Source organism: Streptomyces sp. NPDC086147 (assembly GCF_040702165.1).
In the GTDB taxonomy this organism is placed as follows: Bacteria; Actinomycetota; Actinomycetes; order Streptomycetales; family Streptomycetaceae; genus Streptomyces.
This window is the reverse complement of record NZ_JBFBJO010000011.1, coordinates 162625-187873: the sequence shown is the minus strand read 5'-3', so window position 1 is coordinate 187873 and position 25249 is coordinate 162625. Positions and strand designations below refer to the sequence as shown.

At 71.9% G+C, this 25249-nt stretch carries 26 protein-coding genes; 1 reads left to right on the top strand and 25 read right to left on the bottom strand.

What is annotated here, in order from left to right:
* The 13 genes from metK to pyrR all read right to left on the bottom strand — a co-directional run.
* A partial coding sequence (metK, locus tag AB0398_RS23880) for a methionine adenosyltransferase (protein ID WP_366377639.1) occupies window positions 1–779 on the bottom strand: 779 nt, incomplete at its 3' end.
* A 269-nt stretch (window positions 780–1048) separates the two neighbouring features.
* Complete coding sequence (coaBC, locus tag AB0398_RS23875) at window positions 1049–2260, bottom strand: bifunctional phosphopantothenoylcysteine decarboxylase/phosphopantothenate--cysteine ligase CoaBC (RefSeq protein WP_366377638.1); 1212 nt, start codon at window positions 2258–2260, stop codon at window positions 1049–1051.
* 108 nt (window positions 2261–2368) lie between these two features.
* Window positions 2369–2641, bottom strand: coding sequence for a DNA-directed RNA polymerase subunit omega (gene rpoZ / locus AB0398_RS23870; RefSeq protein WP_005319902.1), 273 nt, complete (start codon window positions 2639–2641; stop codon window positions 2369–2371).
* Between the two features lie 28 nt (window positions 2642–2669).
* Complete coding sequence (gene gmk, locus AB0398_RS23865; protein WP_366377637.1) at window positions 2670–3233, bottom strand: guanylate kinase; 564 nt, start codon at window positions 3231–3233, stop codon at window positions 2670–2672.
* 72 nt (window positions 3234–3305) lie between these two features.
* Window positions 3306–3629, bottom strand: a complete 324-nt coding sequence (locus AB0398_RS23860; protein ID WP_030204477.1) for an integration host factor — start codon at window positions 3627–3629, stop codon at window positions 3306–3308.
* A gap of 319 nt (window positions 3630–3948) precedes the next feature.
* Window positions 3949–4794, bottom strand: a complete 846-nt coding sequence (gene pyrF, locus AB0398_RS23855; protein ID WP_366377636.1) for an orotidine-5'-phosphate decarboxylase — start codon at window positions 4792–4794, stop codon at window positions 3949–3951.
* Window positions 4791–5900 (bottom strand): quinone-dependent dihydroorotate dehydrogenase, encoded by a 1110-nt coding sequence (locus AB0398_RS23850; RefSeq protein WP_366377635.1) that lies wholly within the window; start codon window positions 5898–5900, stop codon window positions 4791–4793. Before AB0398_RS23850 ends, pyrF begins: the two co-directional genes overlap by 4 nt.
* Window positions 5901–5979: 79 nt before the next feature.
* Complete coding sequence (gene carB / locus AB0398_RS23845; protein WP_366377634.1) at window positions 5980–9288, bottom strand: carbamoyl-phosphate synthase large subunit; 3309 nt, start codon at window positions 9286–9288, stop codon at window positions 5980–5982.
* Complete coding sequence (gene carA / locus AB0398_RS23840) at window positions 9281–10429, bottom strand: glutamine-hydrolyzing carbamoyl-phosphate synthase small subunit (protein WP_366377633.1); 1149 nt, start codon at window positions 10427–10429, stop codon at window positions 9281–9283. Before carA ends, carB begins: the two co-directional genes overlap by 8 nt.
* On the bottom strand, window positions 10426–10998 hold the full coding sequence (locus AB0398_RS23835; protein ID WP_366377632.1) for a hypothetical protein: 573 nt from the start codon (window positions 10996–10998) through the stop codon (window positions 10426–10428). The genes carA and AB0398_RS23835 overlap by 4 nt, the downstream gene beginning before the upstream one ends.
* Window positions 10995–12308 (bottom strand): dihydroorotase, encoded by a 1314-nt coding sequence (locus AB0398_RS23830; protein WP_366377631.1) that lies wholly within the window; start codon window positions 12306–12308, stop codon window positions 10995–10997. The genes AB0398_RS23835 and AB0398_RS23830 overlap by 4 nt, the downstream gene beginning before the upstream one ends.
* Window positions 12309–12310: 2 nt before the next feature.
* A complete protein-coding gene (locus tag AB0398_RS23825) occupies window positions 12311–13300 on the bottom strand; it encodes an aspartate carbamoyltransferase catalytic subunit (RefSeq protein WP_351973949.1) in 990 nt (329 codons plus the stop codon).
* Window positions 13301–13383: 83 nt separating this feature from the next.
* On the bottom strand, window positions 13384–13959 hold the full coding sequence (gene pyrR, locus AB0398_RS23820) for a bifunctional pyr operon transcriptional regulator/uracil phosphoribosyltransferase PyrR (protein ID WP_366377630.1): 576 nt from the start codon (window positions 13957–13959) through the stop codon (window positions 13384–13386).
* Window positions 13960–14202: 243 nt separating this feature from the next.
* Here pyrR and bldD point away from each other — a divergent pair, with 243 nt between their 5' ends.
* Window positions 14203–14703 (top strand): transcriptional regulator BldD, encoded by a 501-nt coding sequence (bldD, locus tag AB0398_RS23815; protein ID WP_017242229.1) that lies wholly within the window; start codon window positions 14203–14205, stop codon window positions 14701–14703.
* A 204-nt stretch (window positions 14704–14907) separates the two neighbouring features.
* Here the strand turns inward: bldD and nusB are convergent, their stop codons facing one another.
* The 12 genes from nusB to ruvX all read right to left on the bottom strand — a co-directional run bounded on the left by nusB (window position 14908) and on the right by ruvX (window position 25247).
* Entirely contained in the window at window positions 14908–15345 is a 438-nt protein-coding gene (nusB, locus tag AB0398_RS23810; RefSeq protein ID WP_366377629.1) for a transcription antitermination factor NusB, read from the bottom strand.
* Window positions 15346–15347: 2 nt separating this feature from the next.
* The gene (gene efp, locus AB0398_RS23805) at window positions 15348–15914 is read right to left on the bottom strand and encodes an elongation factor P (protein WP_366377628.1); all 567 of its coding nucleotides are present in this window, start codon (window positions 15912–15914) and stop codon (window positions 15348–15350) included.
* Window positions 15915–15970: 56 nt separating this feature from the next.
* Complete coding sequence (locus AB0398_RS23800; protein ID WP_366377627.1) at window positions 15971–17083, bottom strand: aminopeptidase P family protein; 1113 nt, start codon at window positions 17081–17083, stop codon at window positions 15971–15973.
* Between the two features lie 74 nt (window positions 17084–17157).
* Window positions 17158–18180: an AAA family ATPase gene (locus AB0398_RS23795; RefSeq protein ID WP_366377626.1), complete on the bottom strand. Its 1023-nt coding sequence runs from the start codon at window positions 18178–18180 to the stop codon at window positions 17158–17160.
* Between the two features lie 243 nt (window positions 18181–18423).
* Complete coding sequence (aroQ, locus tag AB0398_RS23790) at window positions 18424–18870, bottom strand: type II 3-dehydroquinate dehydratase (RefSeq protein WP_366377625.1); 447 nt, start codon at window positions 18868–18870, stop codon at window positions 18424–18426.
* Window positions 18867–19964: a 3-dehydroquinate synthase gene (aroB, locus tag AB0398_RS23785; RefSeq protein ID WP_366377624.1), complete on the bottom strand. Its 1098-nt coding sequence runs from the start codon at window positions 19962–19964 to the stop codon at window positions 18867–18869. The genes aroQ and aroB overlap by 4 nt, the downstream gene beginning before the upstream one ends.
* A complete protein-coding gene (locus AB0398_RS23780) occupies window positions 19961–20482 on the bottom strand; it encodes a shikimate kinase (RefSeq protein WP_366377623.1) in 522 nt (173 codons plus the stop codon). Before AB0398_RS23780 ends, aroB begins: the two co-directional genes overlap by 4 nt.
* Window positions 20479–21663, bottom strand: a complete 1185-nt coding sequence (gene aroC, locus AB0398_RS23775) for a chorismate synthase (RefSeq protein ID WP_366377622.1) — start codon at window positions 21661–21663, stop codon at window positions 20479–20481. The genes AB0398_RS23780 and aroC overlap by 4 nt, the downstream gene beginning before the upstream one ends.
* A 145-nt stretch (window positions 21664–21808) precedes the next feature.
* Window positions 21809–22015 (bottom strand): hypothetical protein, encoded by a 207-nt coding sequence (locus AB0398_RS23770; protein ID WP_366377621.1) that lies wholly within the window; start codon window positions 22013–22015, stop codon window positions 21809–21811.
* Window positions 22016–22066: 51 nt separating this feature from the next.
* On the bottom strand, window positions 22067–22909 hold the full coding sequence (locus tag AB0398_RS23765; RefSeq protein ID WP_366377620.1) for a shikimate dehydrogenase: 843 nt from the start codon (window positions 22907–22909) through the stop codon (window positions 22067–22069).
* Window positions 22890–24680 (bottom strand): endolytic transglycosylase MltG, encoded by a 1791-nt coding sequence (mltG, locus tag AB0398_RS23760; protein ID WP_366377619.1) that lies wholly within the window; start codon window positions 24678–24680, stop codon window positions 22890–22892. Before mltG ends, AB0398_RS23765 begins: the two co-directional genes overlap by 20 nt.
* Window positions 24681–24782: 102 nt before the next feature.
* On the bottom strand, window positions 24783–25247 hold the full coding sequence (ruvX, locus tag AB0398_RS23755) for a Holliday junction resolvase RuvX (RefSeq protein WP_351667440.1): 465 nt from the start codon (window positions 25245–25247) through the stop codon (window positions 24783–24785).
* Between the last annotated feature and the right edge of the window lie 2 nt (window positions 25248–25249).

Sequence of the window (25249 nt, the reverse complement as noted above, 5' to 3'; positions counted from 1 at the left end):
GTCAGACCCGCGTCACCCATCGGACCGCCGATCTCGAAGCGGCCGGTCGGGTTCACCAGCAGGCGGTAGCCGTCGGTGTCCAGCTTGATGCCGTCCTCGACGAGCTGCTTGAGGACGTGCTCGACGACGAACTCGCGGATGTCGGGCGCGAGCAGCGACTCCAGGTCGATGTCGCTGGCGTGCTGCGAGGAGACCACGACGGTGTCGAGGCGGACGGCCTTGTCGCCGTCGTACTCGATGGTGACCTGGGTCTTGCCGTCGGGACGCAGGTAGGGGATCGTCCCGTTCTTGCGGACCTCGGTCAGCCGGCGCGACAGCCGGTGCGCCAGGTGGATCGGCAGCGGCATCAGCTCGGGCGTCTCGTCCGACGCGTACCCGAACATCAGACCCTGGTCGCCCGCGCCCTGCTTGTCGAGCTCGTCCTCGTCGCCCTCGACCCGCTTCTCGTACGCGGTGTCGACGCCCTGGGCGATGTCCGGGGACTGCGACCCGATGGACACCGACACGCCGCAGGAGGCGCCGTCGAAGCCCTTCTTCGAGGAGTCGTAACCGATCTCGAGGATCTTGTTCCGGACGAGGGTGGGGATGTCCGCCCACGCCTTGGTGGTCACCTCTCCGGCGACGTGCACCAGGCCGGTGGTGATCAGCGTCTCGACGGCGACGCGCGAGGTGGGGTCCTCGCGCAGCAGGGCGTCGAGGATGGTGTCGCTGATCTGGTCAGCGATCTTGTCGGGGTGTCCCTCGGTGACGGACTCCGAGGTGAACAGACGACGGGACACAACGCTCCCTGGGGTTGCAGCGGCTGCTGGCTACTCGTGGCTCGGACCGGCAGGGGGCTGCGCCCCGCGACGTTCCACGAACAGTCTATCGGTCGTGGTCGGGCTGTGGACCAGGTGTCTCGCCCGGTGGATGGCCCGGGGCGGCCGGAACCGGCCGCCGACAAGGGCGGAACGTCCGTTCCGGTGGGACGCGAATCACTCGCCAGGAGGTGTTTCGCCCTCCTTCTCCCGGGTGACGGCGGGTCGCGGGGTGACCGGACCCGGACATCTCAGTCGGTGGGACGGAGCCGCGGCAGGACCAGGTCCCAGACCGTCTCGGCGAGCGCTTCCTTCGGGCCGTACGGCACGGGGGTCTCGGCGCCGTCCGCGGCGAGCACCACGGCCTCGTTCTCCTCGGAGCCGAAGGTCTTGCGCTCCCCCACCTCATTGACGACGAGGAGGTCGCAGCCCTTGCGGGCGAGCTTCTCGCGCCCGTTGGCGAGGACGTCGTCGGTCTCGGCGGCGAAGCCGACGACCACCTGGCCGGGCAGGGCCCGGTCGGCGGAGAGCTCGGCGAGGATGTCGGGGTTGCGGACGAGCTCGACGACGGGGGCGCCGTCGTCGCCCTTCTTCTTGATCTTGCCGGGGGCGTAGACGGCCGGCCGGAAGTCGGCGACGGCGGCCGCCATGACCACCGCGTCGGCGTCGGCGACGGCCTTGAGGACGGCCTCGCGGAGCTGGACGGCGGTGCCGACGCGGACGACGTCGACGCCGGCCGGGTCGGGGAGGCCGGTGTTGGCCTCGACGAGGGTGACCCGGGCGCCCCGGGCGGCGGCGGCCCGCGCGAGGGCGTAGCCCTGCTTGCCGGAGGAGCGGTTGCCCAGGTAGCGGACGGGATCGAGGGGCTCGCGGGTGCCGCCCGCGCTGACCACGACGTGACGGCCGGCGAGGTCGGGGGCGGTGGCGCCCCGGGCCAGGACGCGGCGGCAGACCTCGAAGATCTCGCCGGGGTCGGGCAGCCGTCCCTTGCCGGTGTCGACGCCGGTGAGGCGGCCGACGGCGGGCTCGATCACGACGGCGCCGCGGCGGCGCAGGGTCGCCACGTTCTCCTGCGTCGCCGGGTGCTCCCACATCTCGGTGTGCATGGCGGGGGCGAAGACGACGGGACAGCGCGCGGTGAGCAGGGTGTTGGTGAGCAGGTCGTCGGCGAGGCCGTGGGCGGCCTTGGCGAGCATGTCGGCGGTGGCGGGGGCGACCACGACGAGGTCGGCGGCCTGGCCGATGCGCACGTGCGGCACCTCGTGGACGGACTCCCACACCTCGGTCGAGACGGGGTTGCCGGAGAGCGCGGACCAGGTGGCCTCGCCGACGAAGTGCAGCGCGGAGTCGGTCGGCACGACCCTGACGTCGTGGCCGGACTCGGTGAACCTGCGGAGCAGCTCGCACGCCTTGTAGGCGGCGATGCCGCCGCTGACGCCCAGGACGACCTTCGGCTTTGCCACGACTTCCACGACTCCCCGCACTCGGATGCGTACGACTCCATGAGACACCACAGGCCCGACGGATGTTCCGCCGGGCCTGTGGTGACAGATATGACAAACGCCGCGTGCTTACTGCGCCGGGCCCTCGATGGCCTCGGACGTCAGCAGGCCCGCGTTGATCTCGCGCAGCGCGATCGAGAGCGGCTTCTCGTGCACGTGGGTGTCGACGAGCGGACCCACGTACTCCAGCAGGCCCTCGCCGAGCTGGGAGTAGTACGCGTTGATCTGACGCGCGCGCTTGGCCGCGTAGATCACGAGGCTGTACTTCGAGTCGGTGGCCTCGAGCAGCTCGTCGATCGGCGGGTTGATGATGCCCTCGGGCGCGGTGATGGAAGAGGACACGCTCTACCTTCCGAAGATGGAGAAAAGATCAGACAACGTTCATCAACGTTAGCAGCTCGCGCGCGACGTCCTCGACGGAGGTGTTGACGAGGGTGGTGTCGAACTCGGACTCGGCGGCCAGCTCGACCTTCGCGGCGTCGAGGCGGCGCTCGATCACCTCGGGGGACTCGGTGCCGCGGCCGGTGAGGCGGCGGACCAGCTCATCCCAGCTCGGCGGGGCGAGGAAGACCAGCTGGGACTCCGGCATGGAGTCCTTCACCTGGCGGGCGCCCTGGAGGTCGATCTCCAGGAGGACGGGCTCGCCGGCGTCGAGGCGGTCGAGGACCGCGCCGCGCGGGGTGCCGTAGCGGTTCCCCGCGAACTCGGCCCATTCGAGGAGCTCACCGTTGGCGATCAGCTTGTCGAACTCGTCGTCCGTCACGAAGAAGTAGTGGACGCCGTGCTTCTCGCCGGGGCGGGGCTTCCGCGTCGTCGCCGACACCGAGAGCCAGACCTCGGGGTGGACCTTGCGCATATGCGCGACGACCGTGCTCTTGCCGACCCCCGAGGGGCCGGAGAGCACGGTCAGCCGCGGACGTACCTCTGCTGCCATGCAGCGATTATTCCAGTGGTTCACCCCTGCTTGCGCAGGGAGGACGCCTCATGCCGGGAATGTCCCGAAAGGTCAGGCGCCGGTGGAGCCGAACTCTCGCTCCAGGGAGGCGATCTGGTTGGAGCCGAGACCGCGCACCCGGCGGCTCTCGGAGATGCCGAGCCGCTCCATGATCTGCTTGGCGCGGACCTTGCCCACGCCCGGCAGGGACTCAAGGAGCGCGGAGACCTTCATCTTGCCGATGACGTCGTTCTCCTGGCCGGTCTTGATGACCTCGTGGAGGGAGGCTCCGGAGTGCTTGAGTCGATTCTTGACCTCGGCCCGCTCCCGGCGAGCCGCGGCGGCCTTCTCGAGCGCGGCAGCGCGCTGTTCAGGGGTAAGGGGCGGAAGAGCCACGCCTACGTCACCTCGGATGTCGATCTGTCGGATACGGACCGGTGAGGAACCTAGTCGCCCCGCACCAGTGGAGCAACGGTCAACGGAGTGGCCGCTGAACGCCTGCTCTGCCCCGGAGACTAGCGGCCGAGGCCGCTCCAGTCAGCGAGAACAGCGGAAAAGTCCTGGTCAGCATCGACCGACCAGGACTTTTCCGGCATAACGACCGGGTTTTGAGCCAAGATTTCGTCAAGTGCCGGGACGGCCGGCCGGGGCGGGCCCGAAAACCGGCCCGATCCGCTCCGACCTGCGGATTGGTCCCGGACCGCTCCCGACGGGGTTACGCGCCGACGGCCGCGCGGATCTCGTCCGCGTACCGGAGCGCCGAGTCCCGCAGGGCGGTCGCGTCCGGACCGTGCCGCAGGACCCCGCGGCTGACGTTCGGGACGACGTTGCGGACCGCCGCGCCGAAGACGGCGGGGAGGTCGGCGGGGGTCGCGCCCTGGGCCCCGATGCCGGGGGCGAGGAGCGGGCCGTTGATGTCCAGGTCGAAGGAGGACAGGTCGCCGAGGGTGGCGCCGACGACCGCGCCGAAGGAGCCCATGGGGGCCTCCCCCGCGTTCTCCTCGGCCAGGTGGGCCAGCATCGTCGCGCCGATCGTCCTTCCGGCCGGGTCGTCGGTGCGGACGGCCCGCTGGACCTCGCTCCCCTCCGGGTTCGAGGTGAGGGCGAGGACGAAGAGGCCGGCGCCGGACTCCCGGGCCAGGTCGACGGCCGGCTTCAGGGAGCCGTAGCCGAGGTACGGGGAGACCGTGAGCGCGTCGGAGAAGAGCGGGGAGTCCTTGCGCAGGAAGGCCTCGGCGTAGGCGGCCATGGTGGAGCCGATGTCGCCGCGCTTGGCGTCCATGACGACCAGGCCGCCCGCCGCGCGCAGGTCGGAGACGGCGCGCTCCAGGACGGCGACGCCACGCGAGCCGAAGCGCTCGAAGAAGGCGGACTGGGGCTTGAAGACGGCCACGGTGCCGGCCAGGGCCTCGACGACGGTGAAGGTGAAGCGCTCCAGGCCGGCGATGTCGTCGGCGAGGCCCCAGGAGTCGAGCAGGGCGGCGTGCGGGTCGATGCCGACGCAGAGCGGGCCGCGCTCGTCCATGGCGGAGCGCAGGCGGGATCCGAAGGAGAGCGTCACGGGGTGGCCTTCCGGTTGTCGGCGCCGACGGCCTCGGCGAGGGTGGCGTACGGGGAGGCCGCGAGGCGCGCGGCGAGGCCCTTGTGGATCGCGCGGGCGTAGAACGGGCCCTCGTAGACGAAGGCGCTGTAGCCCTGGACGAGGGTGGCGCCGGCGAGGACGCGCTGCCAGGCGTCCTCGGCGTTCTCGATGCCGCCGACGCCGACGAGGACCAGGCGGTCGCCCACGCGCGCGTGGAGGCGGCGCAGGACCTCCAGGGAGCGCTGCTTGACCGGGCGGCCGGACAGTCCGCCGGTCTCCTCGATCAGCTCGGGGGCGGACTTCAGGCCGAGGCCCTCGCGGGCGATGGTGGTGTTGGTGGCGATGATGCCGTCGAGGCCGAGCTCCAGGGCGAGGTCGGCGACCGCGTCCACGTCCTCGTCGGCCAGGTCGGGAGCGATCTTGACCAGGAGCGGGACCCGGCGGTCGGTGACCGTGCGGTCGGCGGCCTCCCGCACGGCGGTCAGGAGGGGGCGCAGGGACTCGGTGGCCTGGAGGTTGCGCAGGCCCGGGGTGTTCGGGGAGGAGACGTTGACGACGAGGTAGTCGGCGTGCGCGGCGAGGCGCTCGGTGGACTTCACGTAGTCGGCGGCGGCCTCGGCCTCGGGGACGGCCTTGGTCTTGCCGATGTTGACGCCCACGACCGTCCTGAACACCGGCACGCGCGCGTGGAGGCGGGCGGCGACGGCGGCGGAGCCCTCGTTGTTGAAGCCCATGCGGTTGATCAGGGCGCGGTCCGGGACGAGCCGGAAGAGGCGCTTCTTGGGGTTGCCGGGCTGGGCCTCGCCGGTGACCGTGCCGATCTCGACGTGGTCGAAGCCGAGCATGGCCATGCCGTCGATGGCGACGGCGTTCTTGTCGAAGCCGGCGGCGAGGCCGAAGGGACCGTGCATGCGCAGGCCGAGGGCCTCGGTGCGCAGTTCCTCGTACCGGGGGGCGAGGGCGGCGGCGACGAAGGTGCGGAGCACCGGGACGCGGGCGGCCAGGCGGATCCAGCGGAAGGCCAGGTAGTGGGCCTTCTCGGGGTCCATCCGCTTGAAGACCAGGTGGAAGAACAGCTTGTACATCGTCCGAAATATCCCTTGCTCGGTCATGAAGAGGGGGACACCGCGCGGTGGCCGGTGTCCCCCTTCTCCGTACGGGCTGCTAGTCGCGGGCCGCGACGAGGTGCTCGGCGTGCTCCTGGAGGGAGCGGACGCCGGCGCCGCCGTGGTTGAGCGCGTCGATGCCCTGGACGGCCGCGGCGAGCGCCTGGACGGTGGTCAGGCACGGGACGCCGCGGGCGACGGCGGCGGTGCGGATCTCGTAGCCGTCGAGGCGGCCGCCGGTGCCGTAGGGGGTGTTGACGATGAGGTCGACCTCGCCGTCGTGGATCAGCTGGACGACGGTCTTCTCGCCGTCGGCACCCTCGCCCTCGCTGAGCTTGCGCACGATCGTGGCGTTGATGCCGTTGCGCTTGAGGACCTCGGCGGTGCCGGAGGTGGCCAGGAGCTCGAAGCCGTGGGCGACCAGCTCGCGGGCCGGGAAGATCATCGAGCGCTTGTCCCGGTTGGCGACCGAGATGAACGCGCGGCCCTTGGTCGGCAGCGGCCCGTACGCGCCGGCCTGCGACTTGGCGTACGCCGTGCCGAAGACCGAGTCGATGCCCATGACCTCGCCGGTGGAGCGCATCTCCGGGCCGAGGACGGTGTCGACGCCGCGGCCGTGGATGTCGCGGAAACGGCTCCAGGGCATGACGGCCTCCTTGACGGAGATCGGCGCGTCGAACGGCAGGGTGCCGCCGTCGCCGTTCTTCGGCAGCAGGCCCTCGGCGCGCAGCTCGGCGATGGTGGCGCCCAGCGAGATGCGGGCGGCGGCCTTAGCCAGCGGCACCGCGGTGGCCTTGGAGGTGAAGGGGACGGTCCGGGAGGCGCGCGGGTTGGCCTCCAGGACGTAGAGGATGTCCCCGGCCATCGCGAACTGGATGTTGATCAGGCCGCGGACGCCGACGCCCTTGGCGATGGCCTCGGTGGAGGCGCGCAGCCGCTTGATGTCGTGGCCGCCGAGGGTGATCGGGGGCAGGGCGCAGGCCGAGTCGCCGGAGTGGATGCCGGCCTCCTCGATGTGCTCCATCACGCCGCCGAGGTAGAGCTCCTCGCCGTCGTAGAGCGCGTCCACGTCGATCTCGATGGCGTCGTCAAGGAAGCGGTCGACCAGGACCGGCCGGGTGGGGCTGATCTCGGTGGACTCGGCGATGTACGACTCCAGGCGGGCCTCGTCGTACACGATCTCCATGCCGCGGCCGCCGAGCACGTACGACGGGCGGACCAGGACGGGGTAGCCGATCTCGTCGGCGATGGCCTTGGCGCCGGCGAAGGTGGTGGCGGTGCCGTGCTTGGGGGCCGGGAGGCCCGCCTCGGCGAGGACCTGCCCGAAGGCGCCGCGGTCCTCGGCGGCGTGGATGGCCTCGGGGGAGGTGCCGACGACCGGCACGCCGTTGTCCTTGAGCGCCTGGGACAGGCCCAGCGGGGTCTGGCCGCCGAGCTGGACGACGACGCCGGCGACGGGCCCGGCGAGGGTCTCGGCGTGGACGATCTCCAGGACGTCCTCCAGGGTGAGCGGCTCGAAGTAGAGCCGGTCGGAGGTGTCGTAGTCGGTGGAGACGGTCTCGGGGTTGCAGTTGACCATCACGGTCTCGTAGCCCGCGTCGCTCAGGGCGAAGGAGGCGTGGACGCAGGAGTAGTCGAACTCGATGCCCTGGCCGATGCGGTTCGGGCCGGAGCCCAGGATGATCACGGCGGGCTTCTCGCGCGGCGCGACCTCGCTCTCCTCGTCGTAGGAGGAGTAGAAGTACGGGGTCTTCGCGGCGAACTCGGCGGCGCAGGTGTCGACCGTCTTGTAGACCGGGCGGACGCCGAGGGCGTGCCGGACCTCGCGGACGACGTCCTCGCGCAGGCCGCGGATCTCCGCGATCTGGACGTCGGAGAAGCCGTGGCGCTTGGCCTCGGCGAGCAGCTCGGGGTCGAGCTTCTCGGCGGCGGCCAGCTCGTCGGCGATCTCCTTGATCAGGAAGAGCTGGTCGACGAACCAGGGGTCGATCTTCGTGGCGTCGAAGACCTCCTCCGGGGTGGCGCCGGCACGGATCGCCTGCATGACGGTGTTGATCCGGCCGTCGGTCGGGCGGACCGACTCGCGCAGCAGCTCGTCCTTGTCGCCGGGCTCGCCCACGAAGGTGAACTGCGAGCCCTTCTTCTCCAGGGAGCGCAGGGCCTTCTGGAGCGCCTCGGTGAAGTTGCGGCCGATCGCCATGGCCTCGCCGACCGACTTCATGGTCGTGGTCAGCGTGGAGTCGGCGGCCGGGAACTTCTCGAAGGCGAAGCGGGGGGCCTTGACGACGACGTAGTCGAGCGTGGGCTCGAAGGACGCCGGGGTCTTCTCCGTGATGTCGTTCGGGATCTCGTCGAGCGTGTAGCCGACGGCGAGGCGGGCGGCGATCTTGGCGATCGGGAAGCCGGTCGCCTTGGAGGCCAGGGCGCTCGACCGGGAGACGCGGGGGTTCATCTCGATGACGATGATCCGGCCGTCGGTCGGGTCGATCGCGAACTGGATGTTGCAGCCGCCGGTGTCGACGCCGACCTCGCGGATGATCGCGATGCCGATGTCGCGCAGCCGCTGGTACTCGCGGTCGGTGAGCGTCATCGCCGGGGCGACGGTGATCGAGTCGCCGGTGTGGACGCCCATCGGGTCGAAGTTCTCGATGGAGCAGACGACCACGACGTTGTCGTTCTTGTCGCGCATCAGCTCCAGCTCGTACTCCTTCCAGCCGAGGATGGACTCCTCCAGGAGCACCTCGGTGGTCGGGGAGAGCGTGAGGCCCTGGCCGGCGATGCGGCGCAGCTCCTCCTCGTCGTGGGCGAAGCCGGAGCCGGCGCCGCCCATGGTGAAGGAGGGGCGGACGACGACGGGGTAGCCGCCGAGCGTGTCGACGCCCTTGATGACGTCGTCCATGGAGTGGCAGATGACCGAGCGGGCGGACTCGCCGTGGCCGATCTTGGCCTTGACGGCCTCGACGACGCCCTTGAAGAGGTCGCGGTCCTCGCCCTTGTGGATGGCCTCGACGTTGGCGCCGATCAGCTCGACGCCGTACTTCTCCAGGACGCCCTGCTCGTGCATGGAGATCGCGGTGTTCAGCGCGGTCTGGCCGCCCAGCGTCGGCAGGAGCGCGTCGGGGCGCTCCTTGGCGATGATCTTCTCGACGAACTCCGGGGTGATCGGTTCGACGTACGTGGCGTCGGCGATCTCCGGGTCGGTCATGATCGTGGCCGGGTTGGAGTTGACCAGGATCACCCGCAGGCCCTCGGCCTTGAGGATGCGGCACGCCTGGGTGCCGGAGTAGTCGAACTCCGCGGCCTGGCCGATCACGATCGGGCCGGAGCCGATGACCAGGACGGACTGGATATCGGTGCGCTTAGGCACGCTCGGCCTCCATGAGGGATACGAAGCGGTCGAAGAGGTACGCGGCGTCGTGCGGACCCGCGGCCGCCTCGGGGTGGTACTGGACCGAGAAGGCCGGACGGTCGAGCAGCTGGAGGCCCTCCACGACGTTGTCGTTGAGACAGACGTGGGAGACCTCGGCGCGGCCGAAGGGGGTGTCGGAGACCTTGTCGAGGGGCGCGTCCACGGCGAAGCCGTGGTTGTGCGCGGTGACCTCGACCTTGCCGGTGGTGCGGTCCTGGACCGGCTGGTTGATGCCCCGGTGGCCGTACTTCAGCTTGTACGTGCCGAAGCCGAGGGCGCGGCCCAGGATCTGGTTGCCGAAGCAGATGCCGAAGAGCGGCGTCTTCCGCTCCAGGACGGCCCGCATGAGGGCGACGGGGCCGTCGGCAGTGGCCGGGTCGCCGGGGCCGTTGGAGAAGAACACCCCGTCGGGCTCGACGGCGTAGACGTCCTCCACGGTGGCGGTGGCGGGCAGGACGTGGACCTCGATGCCGCGCTCGGCCATCCGGTGCGGGGTCATGCCCTTGATGCCGAGGTCGACGGCGGCGACGGTGAACTTCTTCTCGCCGACGGCGGGGACGACGTAGGTCTCCTTGGTGGCGACCTCGGCGGAGAGGTTGGCGCCCTTCATCTGGGGCTGCGCCTTGACCTTGGCGAGCAGGGCCTCGTCGCGGACGCCCGTCCAGGCCTCGCCGGAGAAGATGCCGACGCGCATGGCGCCGCGCTCGCGCAGGTGGCGGGTGAGGGCGCGGGTGTCGACGCCGGAGATCCCGACGACGCCCTGGCGCTCCAGCTCCTCGTCGAGCGAGCGGCGCGCGCGCCAGTTGGAGGAGACGCGGGCGGGGTCGCGGACGACGTAGCCGGAGACCCAGATGCGGCCGGACTCGGGGTCCTCGTCGTTGACGCCGGTGTTGCCGACGTGCGGGGCGGTCATGACCACCACCTGGCGGTGGTACGAGGGGTCGGTGAGGGTCTCCTGGTAGCCGGTCATGCCGGTGGAGAACACGGCCTCGCCGAAGGTCTCCCCCACGGCCCCGTAGGCGCGGCCGCGGAAGATGCGGCCGTCCTCCAGGACGAGTACGGCGGGAGCCTTGGCGGGTCCCCTGGTGGAGGTCGTCATCGTGCGATGCCTTCCGTTGCGCTGGTCATGGAGTTGACGGTCTCGACCCAGGCGGTGTGTTCCGCCGCCCGGTCGGACCGGAAGCCGGAGTCGAGCAGGGTGCCGCCGTGCTCCCAGGTGACGATCAGGAGCCCGCCCTCGGCGAGGACCTTTCCGGCGATGCCCTTGTCGAGGCGGGCCTCGCGCAGGGCGTCGGCCGGGATGTGGAAGTCGTTCGCCCCGGGGCGCACGACCGTGATCCCGGCGTCGGTGAGCGTGAGCTCGACGCGGCTGCGGGTGCCGAGGCCGTGGGCGACGATCCGGTCGAGCCAGTGCCCGGCGGTCGTGGACCCGTGGTAGCGCCCGCTGAGGGTCAGTTTCGCCTCGCTGGCCGTCTCCGGCACGGCGGACAGGGCGGGGAGGTCGGACTGGAGGCTGCCGCGCCACTTCCATCCCTGGCGCATGAGCCAGTACACGAGGGCGATGAAGACCAGCAGTCCGGCGACCCAGCCGAGCCGTCCGGCCCAGTCGGTCACCTCCGCCGACTTCTGTTCGGCTGCCTCTGCGGCGATTGCGATGAGTGGTGTCACGCCAGCTTCCCGTCCACGACCGTTGCCCGGCCCCGCAGGAAGGTGTGGGTGACGCGTCCCGGCAGCTCGCGGCCCTCGTACGGGGTGTTGCGGCTGCGGGAGGCGAAGTCCGCGGGGTCCACGACTCCACGGTAAGCCGGATCGACCAGGGTCAGGTTCGCGGGCTCACCAGCCGAGACGGGACGTCCGTGGCCCGTGGCCCGGCCGATGCGGGCGGGGGCGAAGGACATGCGGTCGGCGACGCCGGCCCAGTCGAGGAGTCCGGTCTCGACCATCGTCTGCTGGACGACGGAGAGGGCGGTCTCCAGGCCGACCATGCCCATGGCGGCGGCGGCCCACTCGCAGTCCTTGTCCTCGTGCGGGTGCGGGGCGTGGTCGGTGGCGACGATGTCGATCGTGCCGTCGGCCAGCGCCTCGCGGAGCGCGAGGACGTCCTTCTCGGTGCGCAGCGGCGGGTTGACCTTGTAGACCGGGTCGTACGAGCGGACCAGCTCGTCCGTGAGGAGGAGGTGGTGCGGGGTGACCTCGGCGGTGACGTCGATGCCGCGGGACTTGGCCCAGCGGACGATCTCGACGGAGCCGGCGGTGGAGAGGTGGCAGATGTGGACGCGGGAGCCGACGTGCTCGGCGAGGAGGACGTCGCGGGCGATGATCGACTCCTCGGCGACGGCGGGCCAGCCGCCGAGGCCGAGCTCGGCGGAGACGATCCCCTCGTTCATCTGGGCGCCCTCGGTGAGGCGGGGCTCCTGGGCGTGCTGGGCGACGACGCCGCCGAAGGCCTTCACGTACTCCAGGGCGCGGCGCATGATCACGGCGTCGTCGACGCACTTGCCGTCGTCGGAGAAGACGGTGACGCCGGCGGCGGAGTCGTGCATGGCGCCGAGCTCGGCGAGCTTCTTCCCCTCCAGGCCGACGGTGACGGCGCCGATGGGCTGCACGTCGCAGTAGCCGGACTCCTTGCCGAGGCGCCAGACCTGCTCGACGACGCCGGCGGTGTCGGCGACCGGGTGGGTGTTGGCCATGGCGAAGACGGAGGTGTAGCCGCCGGAGGCGGCGGCGCGGGTGCCGGTGAGGACGGTCTCGGAGTCCTCGCGGCCGGGCTCGCGCAGATGGGTGTGGAGGTCGACCAGACCCGGCAGGAGGATCTGCCCGCCGGCCTCGATCACGGTCGCGCCCTCGGCGGAGAGCCCGGTGCCACTCCAGTCGATTTCGCCCTGCCGGGCGGTGGCCGCGACGGTCTCGCCGTCGATCAGGACGTCCTGGACCTCGCCGCCGAGTACCTTCGCGCCGCGGATAAGGATCTTGCTCATGGTTACTTGTTCTCCTCGGTGCGCGCGGCGGGGGTGGTGGTGACGGCGGGCTCGGAGCCGCCCAGGAGCAGGTAGAGCACGGCCATGCGGACGGAGACGCCGTTGGCGACCTGCTCGACGACCGTGCAGCGGTCGGAGTCGGCGACCTCGGCGGTGATCTCCATGCCGCGGACCATGGGGCCGGGGTGCATCACGATGGCGTGCTCGGGCATCCTGGCCATCCGCTCGCCGTCGAGCCCGTAGCGGCGCGAGTACTCGCGCTCGGTGGGGAAGAAGGCGGCGTTCATCCGCTCGCGCTGCACGCGCAGCATCATCACGGCGTCGGACTTCGGCAGCACGGCGTCGAGGTCGTACGAGATCTCGCAGGGCCAGGTCTCGACGCCGACGGGGACCAGGGTGGGCGGGGCGACCAGGGTGACCTCGGCGCCGAGGGTGTGCAGCAGGTCGACGTTGGAGCGGGCGACCCGGCTGTGCAGGACGTCGCCGACGAGGGTGATCCGCTTGCCCGCGAGGTCCTGGCCGAGTCCGGTGTCGCGGCCGACGAGGCGGCGGCGCATGGTGAAGGCGTCCAGGAGGGCCTGGGTGGGGTGCTGGTGGGTGCCGTCGCCGGCGTTGACGACGGGGGCGTCGATCCAGCCGGAGGTGGCGAGGCGGTACGGGGCGCCGGAGGCGCCGTGCCGGATGACGACCGCGTCGACGCCCATGGCCTCCAGGGTCTGGGCGGTGTCCTTGAGGGACTCGCCCTTGGAGACGCTGGAGCCCTTGGCCGCGAAGTTGATGACGTCGGCGGAGAGGCGCTTCTCGGCGGCCTCGAAGGAGATCCGGGTCCGGGTGGAGTCCTCGAAGAAGAGGTTGCAGATGGTGCGGCCGCGCAGGGTCGGCAGCTTCTTGATGGGCCGGTCGGCCACCCGGGCCATCTCCTCGGCGGTGTCGAGGATCAGTACGGCGTCGTCGCGGGTGAGGTCGGCGGCCGAGATGAGGTGACGCATCATCGGGGTTTCTCTCCGTGGTGGGGAGGCGTGAGGGCGTGCGGGGGCAGGGAGGTGCCCCGGCCCCGGCGGGGAAGCCGGTCCGGCTAGGAGGCGGGCTTGGAGCCGAGCAGGACGGTGTCGCGACCGTCTTCCTCGGCGAGCAGGACCTTGACCGTCTCCCGCAGCGACGTGGGGAGGTTCTTGCCGACGTAGTCGGCGCGGATGGGCAGCTCGCGGTGGCCGCGGTCGACGAGGACGGCAAGCTGGACCGCGCGGGGGCGGCCGATGTCGCCGAGGGCGTCGAGGGCGGCACGGATGGTGCGGCCGGAGAAGAGGACGTCGTCGACGAGGACGACGAGGCGCCCGTCGATGCCGTCGGCGGGGATCTCGGTGCGGCCGATCGCGCGGGCGGGCTTCATCCGCAGGTCGTCCCGGTACATGGTGATGTCCAGGGAGCCGACCGGGACCTTGGTGCCGGTGATGGCGGCGAGCTTCTCGGCGAGCCGGCGGGCGAGGAAGACGCCGCGGGTGGGAATGCCGAGGAGGACCACGTCGTCGGCGCCCTTGGCGCGCTCGACGATCTCGTGGGCGATGCGGGTGAGGACCCGCGCGATGTCGGGGCCTTCGAGAACGGGCCGCGCGTCGTCGCCGTGCTGCTGGGTGTCCAGCTGGGTGTCCATGAGAAACGGACCTCCTTCTCCGCCTCACGGGACGGCTCTTAAAGGACGTCGTACTTGCGCCCCTACCCTACCAGGGGTGGCGCGGCACTCTCCGCGCACCCGGGCGCCCCTCCGGGCGCCGTCCCCCGGGAGGGGGCGGTACGGACCTTTCGGCTTGACGGGTGGGTGTAACGCTGCGTAACCTCACAGTGAGTTACCAGCCGCGCGGCGCAGCCGCATGTCGTCACAGCGTCCGGGAGCGTTATGTCCAGCGAATACGCAAAGCAGCTCGGGGCCAAACTCCGCGCCATCCGCACCCAGCAGGGTCTCTCGCTCCACGGGGTGGAGGAGAAGTCCCAGGGCCGCTGGAAGGCCGTGGTGGTCGGTTCCTACGAGCGGGGCGACCGCGCCGTGACCGTGCAGCGCCTCGCCGAGCTGGCGGACTTCTACGGGGTGCCGGTGCAGGAGCTCCTGCCGGGCACGACGCCGGGCGGGGCCGCCGAGCCGCCGCCGAAGCTGGTCCTGGACCTGGAGCGCCTGGCCCACGTCCCGCAGGAGAAGGCCGGCCCGCTCCAGCGCTACGCCGCGACGATCCAGTCGCAGCGCGGCGACTACAACGGCAAGGTGCTGTCGATCCGCCAGGACGACCTGCGCACGCTCGCCGTCATCTACGACCAGTCCCCCTCGGTCCTCACCGAGCAGCTGATCAGCTGGGGCGTGCTGGACGCGGACGCGCGCCGCGCGGTCGCCCACGAGGACAACTGACCCTTACGCAGGGCTCAGCAGAAACGTACCGCCGGATCCGTGGACGTCGGCGACGTCCACGGATCCCGTGCTTTCCGGGCCCGTACGGGGGCGCTTCCGGGCCCGAGGGGGCTCCGGACCCCTCCGGGGTGACCCGAACGGCCGAAGGGGCCCGCGGCATCGAGTGCTGCGGGCCCCTTCGGCTGTCGGCGGGTGGGCGCGGACTCAGGCGTCCACGTCCCGGCGCAGGCGCGGCTTCAGGTCCTTGAAGCGCGCCAGGAGGCCGTTGACGAAGGCCGGCGACTCGTCGGTGGAGAACTCCTTGGCGAGCTGCACCGCCTCGTCGATCGCGACCGCGTCCGGCGTGCCGTCCTCCCAGATCAGCTCGTACGCGCCGAGGCGCACGATGTTCCGGTCGGCGACGGGCATCCGGTCGAGGTCCCAGTCCACCGCGTAGGTGGCGATGAGCTCGTCGATGCGCGCCACGTGGGACGCGTACCCCTCCACCAGCTGCATGGTGAACTCGTTGACCGGCGGCTGCCGGTCGTCCGACCGGGCGTGCCGGACCTGGTCGGCGAGGACCTCCCGCACGGAGGCGCCGCGCTGGTCGGCCTCGAAGAGGATCTGGAAGGCGCGCTTGCGGGCCTTGCTCCGGGCGGCCACGGTTAGTCGTTCACCCGGCCGAGGTAGTCGCTGCTGCGCGTGTCGACCTTGATCTTCTCACCGGTGGTGATGAAGAGCGGGACCTGGATCTCGTGGCCGGTCTCCAGGGTGGCGGGCTTGGTGCCACCGGTGGAGCGGTCGCCCTGGACGCCCGGGTCGGTGTGCTGGATCGTCAGGACGACGGCGGCCGGGAGCTCGACGTAGAGCACCTCGCCCTCGTGCTGCGCGACGGAGGCGGTGAAGCCCTCGATCAGGAAGTTCGCGGCGTCGCCGACCGACTTGCGGTCGACGTGCAGCTGATCGTACGTCTCCATGTCCATGAAGACGAAGTAGTCGCCGTCCATGTAGGAGAACTGCATGTCACGACGGTCGATGGTGGCCGTCTCGACCTTGACGCCCGCGTTGAAGGTCTTGTCGACGACCTTGCCGGACAGCACGTTCTTGAGCTTGGTGCGCACGAAGGCCGGGCCCTTGCCGGGCTTGACGTGCTGGAACTCGACGACGGACCAGAGCTGGCCGCCTTCGAGCTTGAGCACCATGCCGTTCTTGAGGTCGTTCGTGGAAGCCACGGTTGCGGAATCTCCTGGACTCTGGACTGACGTGGGACCGGGGAGGCGTGCGCGCCCTACAGCGCGAGCAGCTCCTTAGTCGTGATGGTGAGTAGCTCGGGTCCGCCGTCCGCCTCCTGGCGCACGACGAGCGTGTCATCGATCCGGACCCCGCCCCGGCCCGGGAGGTGGACCCCCGGTTCGACGGTGACCGGCACACAAGCGTCCAGTTTACCCATGGCCGAGGGTGACAACTGCGGGTCCTCGTCGATTTCGAGCCCCACGCCGTGCCCGGTGAGGGGCACGGCGGCCTCCGCGTGCCCCGCCGCCTTCAGGATCCGGCGGGCCGCCCGGTCCACGTCCCGGTACTCGGTGCCGGGCACGAGCGACTCCCGGCCGGCCCGCTGAGCGGCGAAGACGAGCTCGTACAGCTCGATCTGCCACTCGGCGGGGGTGGTGCCGATGACGAACGTGCGGCCGATCTCGCAGCGGTAGCCGCGGTAGTCGGCGCCGAGGCAGACGGAGAGGAAATCGCCCTCCTCGACCCGGCGGTCGGTGGGCCGGTGCCTGCGGCGGCCGGAGTGCGGGCCGGTCGCCACCGAGGTCGGGAAGGCGGCCCCGTCGGCGCCGTGGTCGACGAGCCGGCGCTCCAGCTCCAGGGCGAGGTGGCGCTCGGTCCGTCCCACCAGGATGGATTCGAGGAGTTCACCGAGGGCCTGGTCGGCGATCTCGGCGGCGATCCGCAGGCAGCCGATCTCGTCCTCGTCCTTGACGATCCTGAGCTGCTCCACGGCGCAGGCCAGGTCGGTGAGGCGGGGCGCGGCCGCGACGGTGCCCATGGCCCGGTGCCGGGCCACCGTCAGGTGGTGCTCCTCGACGGCGAGCGCGTCGGCGCCCGCCCGGCGGGCGAGGTCGACGGCCGCGACGGCCGGGTCGCCGCCGCCGGTGGGCAGGACCTGCTGCCGGAGCAGTTCGTCGAGCCGTCCGTCGGCGGGTTCGCCCCCGGGCGGGACGGGGCAGAGCAGGACGTCGGCCTCCGGTTCGGGGCCGACGAGCAGGACAGCGCCCGGCGGGGAGCCGCCCGCGAGATAGCGGACGTTGGCGGGGCGGGAGACCAGGGCCGCCGGGCTGCCCGCGGCCGCGCACCGGTCGCGCAGCCGTACACGGCGGTCCGCATACACCTCTGACATGCTCCGAGCCTACGAGGAGCGGGCCGCCCCGGCCTGTTCGGGACGGCCGACCGGGGCCCGCGACGGGCACGGCCTCACCAGGAGGGCGGGCTCGCGATCGCGCGGGCGAGGACGTCGTCGAGGACGCGGGCGGTGGTCTCGACGTCGTACGTGGAGTTGTCGATGATCGGCAGGCCCGAGCCGTACCAGCCGGCCATCCGGCCGTGGATGGCGGCGACCTCCTCGTCCGAGAGGCGCCGGTTGCCGCTGCGCTCGGCGTTGCGCTCCAGGACGACCTCCAGGCCGGGCAGGAGGACGACGGGCAGCAGGCCGGGGCCGACGTGGCGCTTCCAGCCGCCGAGGCCGACGACGGGCCGGTCGGGGAAGACGGCGTCGTCGACGATGCAGGAGATGCCGTTGGCGAGGAAGTTGCGCGCGGCGAAGCCGCAGGTGCGGCGGGCGAGACGGTACTGCGCCTCGGAGTGCTCGTTCCATCCGGACTGGGGGTCGGCGAAGCCGGAGCAGACCCATTCGCGGACGTCGTCGAGGCTGATGTGCGCGGTGGGCACGCGGCGGCGCTGCGCCCAGTGCCGGGCGACGGTCGTCTTGCCGGCGCCGGCGGGGCCGATGAGCAGCACGGCCAGGGTGGCGCCGCCGGTCCCGGCCCCGTGCTCCACGGGCGGCGCGAGGGGCGCGACCGGGGGCGGCAGCGGGACGTGCCCGGTGGGGTCGGCGCGGGGGGCCGGCGGGGCGGCGGGGTACTGGGGCGCTGCGGTGGGCCGGGGGGCGGCCGGCGGCTGGGGGGCCGAGGAGTGGGGTGGTGGAGGGTGGGGGGCCGGGGAGTGCCCGGGTATGCCGCCGGAGGCGACCGCGCCCCACCCTTGCGTCCCCGGTCCCGTGGAAGGCGGGGCCGGGGGTGCCGGGTGCGGGGGCGCCGCGGGCGGCGCCGGGTGCCGGGGCCCGGAGGTCCCGCTCGGGACGGCCGGGTGGACGCCGAGGCGGGAGCCAGGTCCCGTGCCCGGTCCCGTCCTCGGGTAGGAGGTGTCCCCCGCCCCGGGGCCGGGCGTCCCGCCCGACCGCTCGTGCGGTGGCAGCGGACCCCCCACTGCGTGCTGCATCCGGTGCCACTCCGTCTCGTACGCCTGTCGTCTTCCGGGGCCGGTCGTGTACCCGGACGGCGAAACGTTACCGCCCCCGGCCCCCACAGGGGGAACGGCCGGGGGCGCTTTCCGGTGCCCCGCCGGCGGGAACCCCTTCGGCGGGACTCCCCTGGACGGGAATACCGTCGGCAGGGATCCCGTCCGCGGGAATCCCGTGGACAGGGTCCCGTCAGCAGGAGTCCCGTCGGCAGGAGAGTCCCGTCAGTCGGAGAGCTCCTCGGCGAGCGCCCGCAGCGCCAGCCGGTAGGAGCCGATGCCGAACCCGGCGACCGTCCCGGTCGCCACGGCCGCGATCACCGAGGTGTGCCGGAACTCCTCGCGGGCGTACGGGTTCGAGATGTGCACCTCGATGAGCGGCGCGGTCCGCTGGGCGGCCGCGTCCCTCATCCCGTACGAGTAGTGCGTGAACGCCCCGGGGTTCACGACCACCGGGACCGAGCCGTCCGCCGCCTCGTGGAGCCAGCGGATCATCTCGCCCTCGTCGTTGGTCTCCCGCACCTCGACGTCGAAGCCGAGCTCCGCACCGAGGGTGCGGCAGGACTCGACGAGCCCCTTGTAGGAGGTGGCACCGTAGATGTCGGGCTCGCGGGAGCCGAGCCGGCCCAGGTTGGGGCCGTTGAGCACCAGGACCGGACGCGGCTCGCTCACGCGGACACCTCGCCGTACGCCGCGATCAGGACGGCCGGGTCGGGACCCTCCAGGACGGTGGGCTTGGCGAGCCCGTCGAGCACGATGAACCGCAGCAGGTCGCCTCGGGACTTCTTGTCGACCTTCATGGTCTCCAGGAGCTTGGGCCACTGGTCGCCGCGGTAGCTGAGCGGCAGGCCGACGGACTCCAGGATCGCGTGGTGCCGGTCGGCGGTGGCGTCGTCGAGACGGCCGGCGAGGCGGCCGAGTTCTGCGGCGAAGACCATGCCGACGGAGACGGCGGCGCCGTGGCGCCACTTGTAGCGCTCGTTCTTCTCGATGGCGTGGGCGAGGGTGTGGCCGTAGTTGAGGATCTCGCGGCGGCCGGACTCCTTGAGGTCGCCGGAGACGACCTCGGCCTTGACCCTGATCGACCGGACGAGCAGCTCGGCGGTGTGCGGTCCGGTCGGGGTGCGGGCCGCCTGCGGGTCCTCCTCGATGAGGTCGAGGATCACCGGGTCGACGATGAAGCCGGCCTTGATGATCTCCGCGAGGCCGCTGACGTAGTCGTGGACCGGCAGCGAGTCGAGGGCCGCGAGGTCGCAGAGAACCCCGGCGGGCGGGTGGAAGGCGCCGACGAGGTTCTTGCCCTCGGCGGTGTTGATGCCCGTCTTGCCGCCGACGGCCGCGTCGACCATCGCCAGGACGGTGGTCGGCACGGCGATCCAGCGCACGCCCCGCAGCCAGGTCGCGGCGACGAAGCCGGCCAGGTCCGTGGTGGCGCCGCCGCCGACGCCGACGACGACGTCGGTGCGGGTGAAGCCGGTCTGGCCCAGGGCCTTCCAGCAGTAGGCGGCGACCTCGGCGGTCTTGGCCTCCTCGGCGTTCGGCACCTGGATGGCGACCGCTTCGTAACCCTGCTCGGCGAGGTCGGCGCGGAGCGCCTCCCCGGTGTCGGCGAGCGCCTCGGGGTGGATCACGGCGACCCGCTTGGCCCGGTCGCCGATCAGACCGGGCAGCTCGCCGAGGAGCTGCCGGCCGACCAGTACCTCGTACGGGTCCGTGCCCGCGCTGCCGGCCACGTGGATGCGGGTCACGTCCTGGTCCGTCGTCATGCGTCCTTCTTCAGTTCCAGTGCCGACAGGACCGCGTCCGCGACCTCGTCGGGGGTGCGGTCGTCGGTGGCGACGACGACCCGGGCGACTTCGGTGTAGAGGTGGCGGCGCGCCTCCATCAGCTCGCGCCACTGGCGGCGCGGGTTGACGGCGAGCAGCGGCCGCGCGGTGTTGAGGCCGACGCGGCGGACCGCCTCCTCGACGTCCATGGAGAGGTACGCGACGGGCAGCCCGGCGAGCAGCTCGCGGGTGCCGGCGTCGAGGACCGCGCCGCCGCCGAGGGCGAGAACGCCCTCGTGCCCGGCGACGGCCCGGGCGACGGCGTCCCGCTCCAGGGCGCGGAAGTGCTCCTCGCCGTCCTCGACGAAGATGTCGGAGATCTCGCGTCCCTCGGCGGCGACGATGTCGGCGTCGGTGTCCCGGTAGGGCGCGCCGAGGCGTTCGGCCAGGAGCGCGCCCACCGTGGACTTGCCGGAGCCCATCGGTCCGACGAGGACGACCAGGGGTCCGGCGGTCACCGGATGTGCAGGTTGTCGAGGTACGACCGCACGTTGCGCCGGGTCTCGGGGACGCTGTCGCCGCCGAACTTCTCCAGGACGGCGTCCGCGAGGACGAGCGCGACCATGGCCTCGGCGACGATGCCGGCGGCGGGGACGGCGCAGACGTCGGAGCGCTGGTGGTGGGCGGCGGCGACCTCGCCGGTGGCGACGTCGACGGTGGCGAGGGCGCGCGGGACGGTCGCGATGGGCTTCATCGCGGCGCGGACGCGCAGCAGCTCGCCGGTGGTGAGGCCGCCCTCGGTGCCGCCGGAGCGGCCGGAGGAGCGCCTGATGCCCTCGTCGGTCCTGACGATCTCGTCGTGCGCCCGGGAGCCGGGCACGCGGGCGAGCTCGAAGCCGTCGCCGACCTCGACGCCCTTGATGGCCTGGATGCCCATGAGGGCGGCGGCGAGGCGGGCGTCGAGGCGCCGGTCCCAGTGGACGTGCGAGCCGAGGCCGACGGGCACGCCGTAGGCGAGGACCTCGACGACACCGCCGAGGGTGTCGCCGTCCTTGTGGGCCTGGTCGATCTCGGCGACCATCGCCTTCGACGCGTCGGCGTCGAGGCAGCGGACCGGGTCGGCGTCGAGCTTCTCGACGTCGGCGGGGGTCGGGTAGACGCCGTACGGGGCCTTGGCGGTGGCCAGCTCGACGACGTGCGAGACGATCTCGATGCCGGCGGCCTCCTTGAGGAAGGAGCGGGCGACGGCGCCGAGGGCGACGCGGGCGGCGGTCTCGCGGGCGCTGGCGCGCTCCAGGATCGGCCGGGCCTCGTCGAAGCCGTACTTCTGCATGCCGGCGAGGTCGGCGTGGCCGGGTCGGGGCCGGGTCAGGGGCGCGTTGCGGCCCGTCTCCTTGAGCTCCGAGGGGTCGACCGGGTCGGCCGACATGACCTTCTCCCACTTGGGCCACTCGGTGTTGCCCACCATGACGGCGATCGGGGACCCGAGGGAGAGCCCGTGCCGGACCCCGCCGAGGAAGGTGATCTCGTCCTGCTCGAACTTCATCCGGGCGCCGCGTCCGTACCCGAGGCGTCGCCGTGCGAGGTGGTCCGCCACCAGCTCCGTGGTGACCGGGACGCCCGCGGGCAGACCCTCAAGGGTCGCGACCAGCGCGGGTCCGTGGGATTCGCCGGCCGTCAGCCAACGCAACCTGCTCAACGATGCTCCTCATGCTCGCGCCTGGCACTGCGACGGCGCGCCCGGGTGCGCGGCCCTGGCCCGCCACACCCGATCCTCCCACGTCGGAGCGCCCGTTTGGTCGCACGTCCGGCCAGCGGACCGGAGTCTCACATTCCGGAACGGCTCATCCGTCTTCCGGGGCGGCGGAGGCCCCGTCCCTCGATCTGCCCCGTGACCAGGAGAGGAGGCCGTGCACGACGGCCACGCCGAGGAGTCCGAGCACGGTGTACCGCACCCACGCGGGCAGGTCGCTGAAGAACCCCACGTACAGAAAGCGCATCAAGTCGAAGGCGGCGTCCCCCTTGGACGCCAGCACCTGTTCCCCGTTCATCTCCCCCGTGTTCCCCCTCCGGCGCCGGCCGGTGCCGGCGCCGGCCGGAGCCTATCGGGCCGCCAGCGCCTCTTCCCCCGCCGCCCTCATGGCGGCGAGCGGGGCCGGCGCGCGGCCCGTCATCCGCTCGACCTGGAGGACGGCCTGGTGGACGAGGAGGTCGAGGCCGCCGACGACCTTGCCGCCGCGGTCGGACCAGGCGGCGGCCAGCGGGGTCGGCCAGGGGTCGTAGAGGACGTCGAAGAGGGTGCCGACGGCGTCCGGGACGGCGGTCGCCAGGGCGTTCGTGGTCCCGGCGGGGGTGGTCGCGATCACCAGCGGGGCGTCGAAGGCCTCCGCAGCGCGGTCCCAGTCGGCGGTGCGCACGTCGACGCCGAGCCGCTCGCCCCAGCCGCGCATCTCCTCGGCCCGCGCCTCGCTGCGCACGTACGCGGTGACGGGTCCCGCGCAGACGCGGGCGAGGGCGGCGAGCGCGGAGGAGGCGGTGGCGCCGGCGCCGAGGACGGCGGCGGCCTCCACCTTCTCGACGCCCCGCTCGCGCAGGGCGGCGATCATGCCGGGGACATCGGTGTTGTCGCCGGTCCGCCGTCCGTCCTCGTGGAGGACGACGGTGTTGACCGCCTCCACGGACGCGGCCGTGTCGCTGATCCCGTCGAGCAGCGGGATGATCGCCCGCTTGAGCGGCATGGTCAGCGAGAGCCCGGCCCAGCTGCCGTCCAGCTCGCCCACGAACCCCGGCAGCGCCGCCTCGTCGATCTCGAAGCGCTCGTAAGACCAGTCGTGGAGGCCGAGTTCGGCGTACGCCGCGCGGTGCAGGACCGGGGAGAGGGAGTGGGCGATCGGCGAACCGAGGACGGCGGCGCGGCGAGCCGTCTCACTGGTTCGAGTTGGCATTGAACTTGTCCTTCAGCTTGAGGAACTCGTCGTGCGTCTTGGCGAACTCGGTCTTGTTCATGCCGTCCGTGGCCACGAAGTAGATCCAGCCGTCCTTGGTCGGGTCGACCATGGCGGCCAGCGCCTCGTTGCCGGGGTTGCCGATCGGCCCGGGCGGCAGCCCCTTGTGCTTGTAGGTGTTGTACGGGTCGGTATTGCTGTTGGCTTCCTTCTCCGAGATCTTGATCTCGCTCTGACCCTTCAGATAGTTGAGGGTCGAGTCGAACTGCAACAGCTGGTACGTCTCCCGGTTGTCCGGCTTGAGGCGGTTGTAGACCACCTCCGCCATCCTGCGGAAGTCGTCGTGGGTCTTGCCCTCCGCCTGGACCAGGCTCGCGACCGTGACGAGTTCCCACGGCCCCTCGACGCCCAGGGCCTTCGCCTTCGCGTCCAGCTCCAGCTTGCCGTACTCCTGGTTCGCGCGGGCGACCATCTTGCGCAGGGCGTCCTCGGGCTTGCTGCCCTTGGCGACCGGGTAGCTCGCCGGGAAGAGGAATCCTTCCAGCGGGTCCTTGATGTCGGGGTGCTTCTTGGCCCAGTCGGGCAGGCCGAGGGAGTCCGCCCTCGTGAGCGCGATCTCCTTGGTGGTGCCGGGCTTGAGGTCGAGGCGCTGGTCGAGCGCCTCGTAGACCCAGGCGTTCCGCTTGCCCTCGGGGATGATGAGCTTGGCCTGGCTCGCCGGGGTGAGCATCAGCTTGACCGCGCTCTCCGCCGACATCTCCTTCTTCAGCGTGTAGACGCCGTCCTGGATGGAGTTGCCGTCGGGGTTCTTCTGCTGCGCCGCGACGAAGGCGTCGACGCTCTTGACCACCCCGGCCTGCTTGAGGATGTTGCCGATCTGGGTCCCGAGGGACCCCTTCGGGATCTCGACCTGGACCTCGCCGGTGCCGCTGCCCGCGTAGTCGGGCACCTCGGCGAAGCGGCCCTGCCAGAACTGGTAGCCGAAGTAGCCGACGCCGCCGACGCTGCCCACCAGGACGACGGCGACGACCAGGCAGGCCATGCCGTTCTTGCCCTTGCGCTTCTTCTCCTTGCCGCGGCGGTCGCGGTCGTCGCCGCGGGAGCCCCGGCCGCGCGCCGGCTCCTCGTCGTACTCGTCGTCGTAGTCGTCGTGGTCGCGGGCGTCCTTGCCGCCGCGCCCGGCGCCGCGGTCGTCCTCGCCGGTGAAGAAGGGGTGGTTCTCCTCCTCCGGCTCCGGTTCCGGCTCCCGGCGCGCCTCCTCCTCCGGGGCCCAGTCGGCCACCGGCTCCGGCGGGTGCTGCCGGTGGCCGGGCGGCCGGGGCGGCGGGTACGCCTCGGGCGTGCCGTAGAGGTCCGGGTTCTGGCCGCCGTACGGGTCGGCCGGGGGCGTGCCGTAGGCCATCGCCGCCTGGCCGGTCTCCCAGCCGCCGTCGTACTGCTGTCCGAGGTGCCCGGGCGTGTCGTAACCGCCCGGGTGCCCCGCTCCGTACTGCTGCTGGTCGTACGGCTGCTGCTGGCGGTACTGCGGCTCGTACTGCTGCGGCTGGCGGTACTGCGGATCGGCGTAGGCCTCCGGCTGCTGCGGGTACTGCTGCTGGTGGGGGTCGCCCCCGTATCCCTGGCCGCCCTGCCCGTACGGGCCCTGGGCGCCGTACTGGTTCGCCTGCTGCGGATGCGGGTACTGCTGCTGGCCCTCCCACCCCTGGTCCCCGTAGAGCGGGTCCCCGGGGTGCCACGGTTCGGAGCCCGGGCTCCGGCCATACTCAGTCATCGATCCCCAAAACAGCCGCGAGGCTTCCGGACGATCCGCCTCTACGTAGTGCGGAGGCTGTTCGAACACCGCCGCATCGCGCGGAACGTTACCGTATCGCGATCAGATGACCACTTCGACGCCCTCGCCGGGAGGATTACCCGATACCCGTTCGGACTCAAGAGCGTTCTGGAGGATGATCACAGCGGCCGCCTGGTCGATGACGGACCGGCCCTTCTTCGACTTCACCCCGGAGGCCCGCAGGCCCTGGGTGGCGGTGACCGTCGTCATCCGCTCGTCGACCAGCCGGACCGGCACGGGGGCGATGCCCTTGGCCATCTCTCCGGCGAAGGCGCGGACCTTGGTCGCGGCCGGGCCCTCCCGCCCGCTGAGCGAGCGGGGCAGGCCCACGACGACCTCGATCGGCTCGTACTCCTCGACGATCTGGCGGAGCCGCCGGTGGGCGGCCGGGACGTCGCGTCCCGGCACGGTCTCCACCGGTGTGGCGAGGACCCCGTCGGGGTCGCACGAGGCGACCCCGATCCGGGCGTCCCCGACGTCGACCGCGATGCGGCGGCCGCGGCGCATCG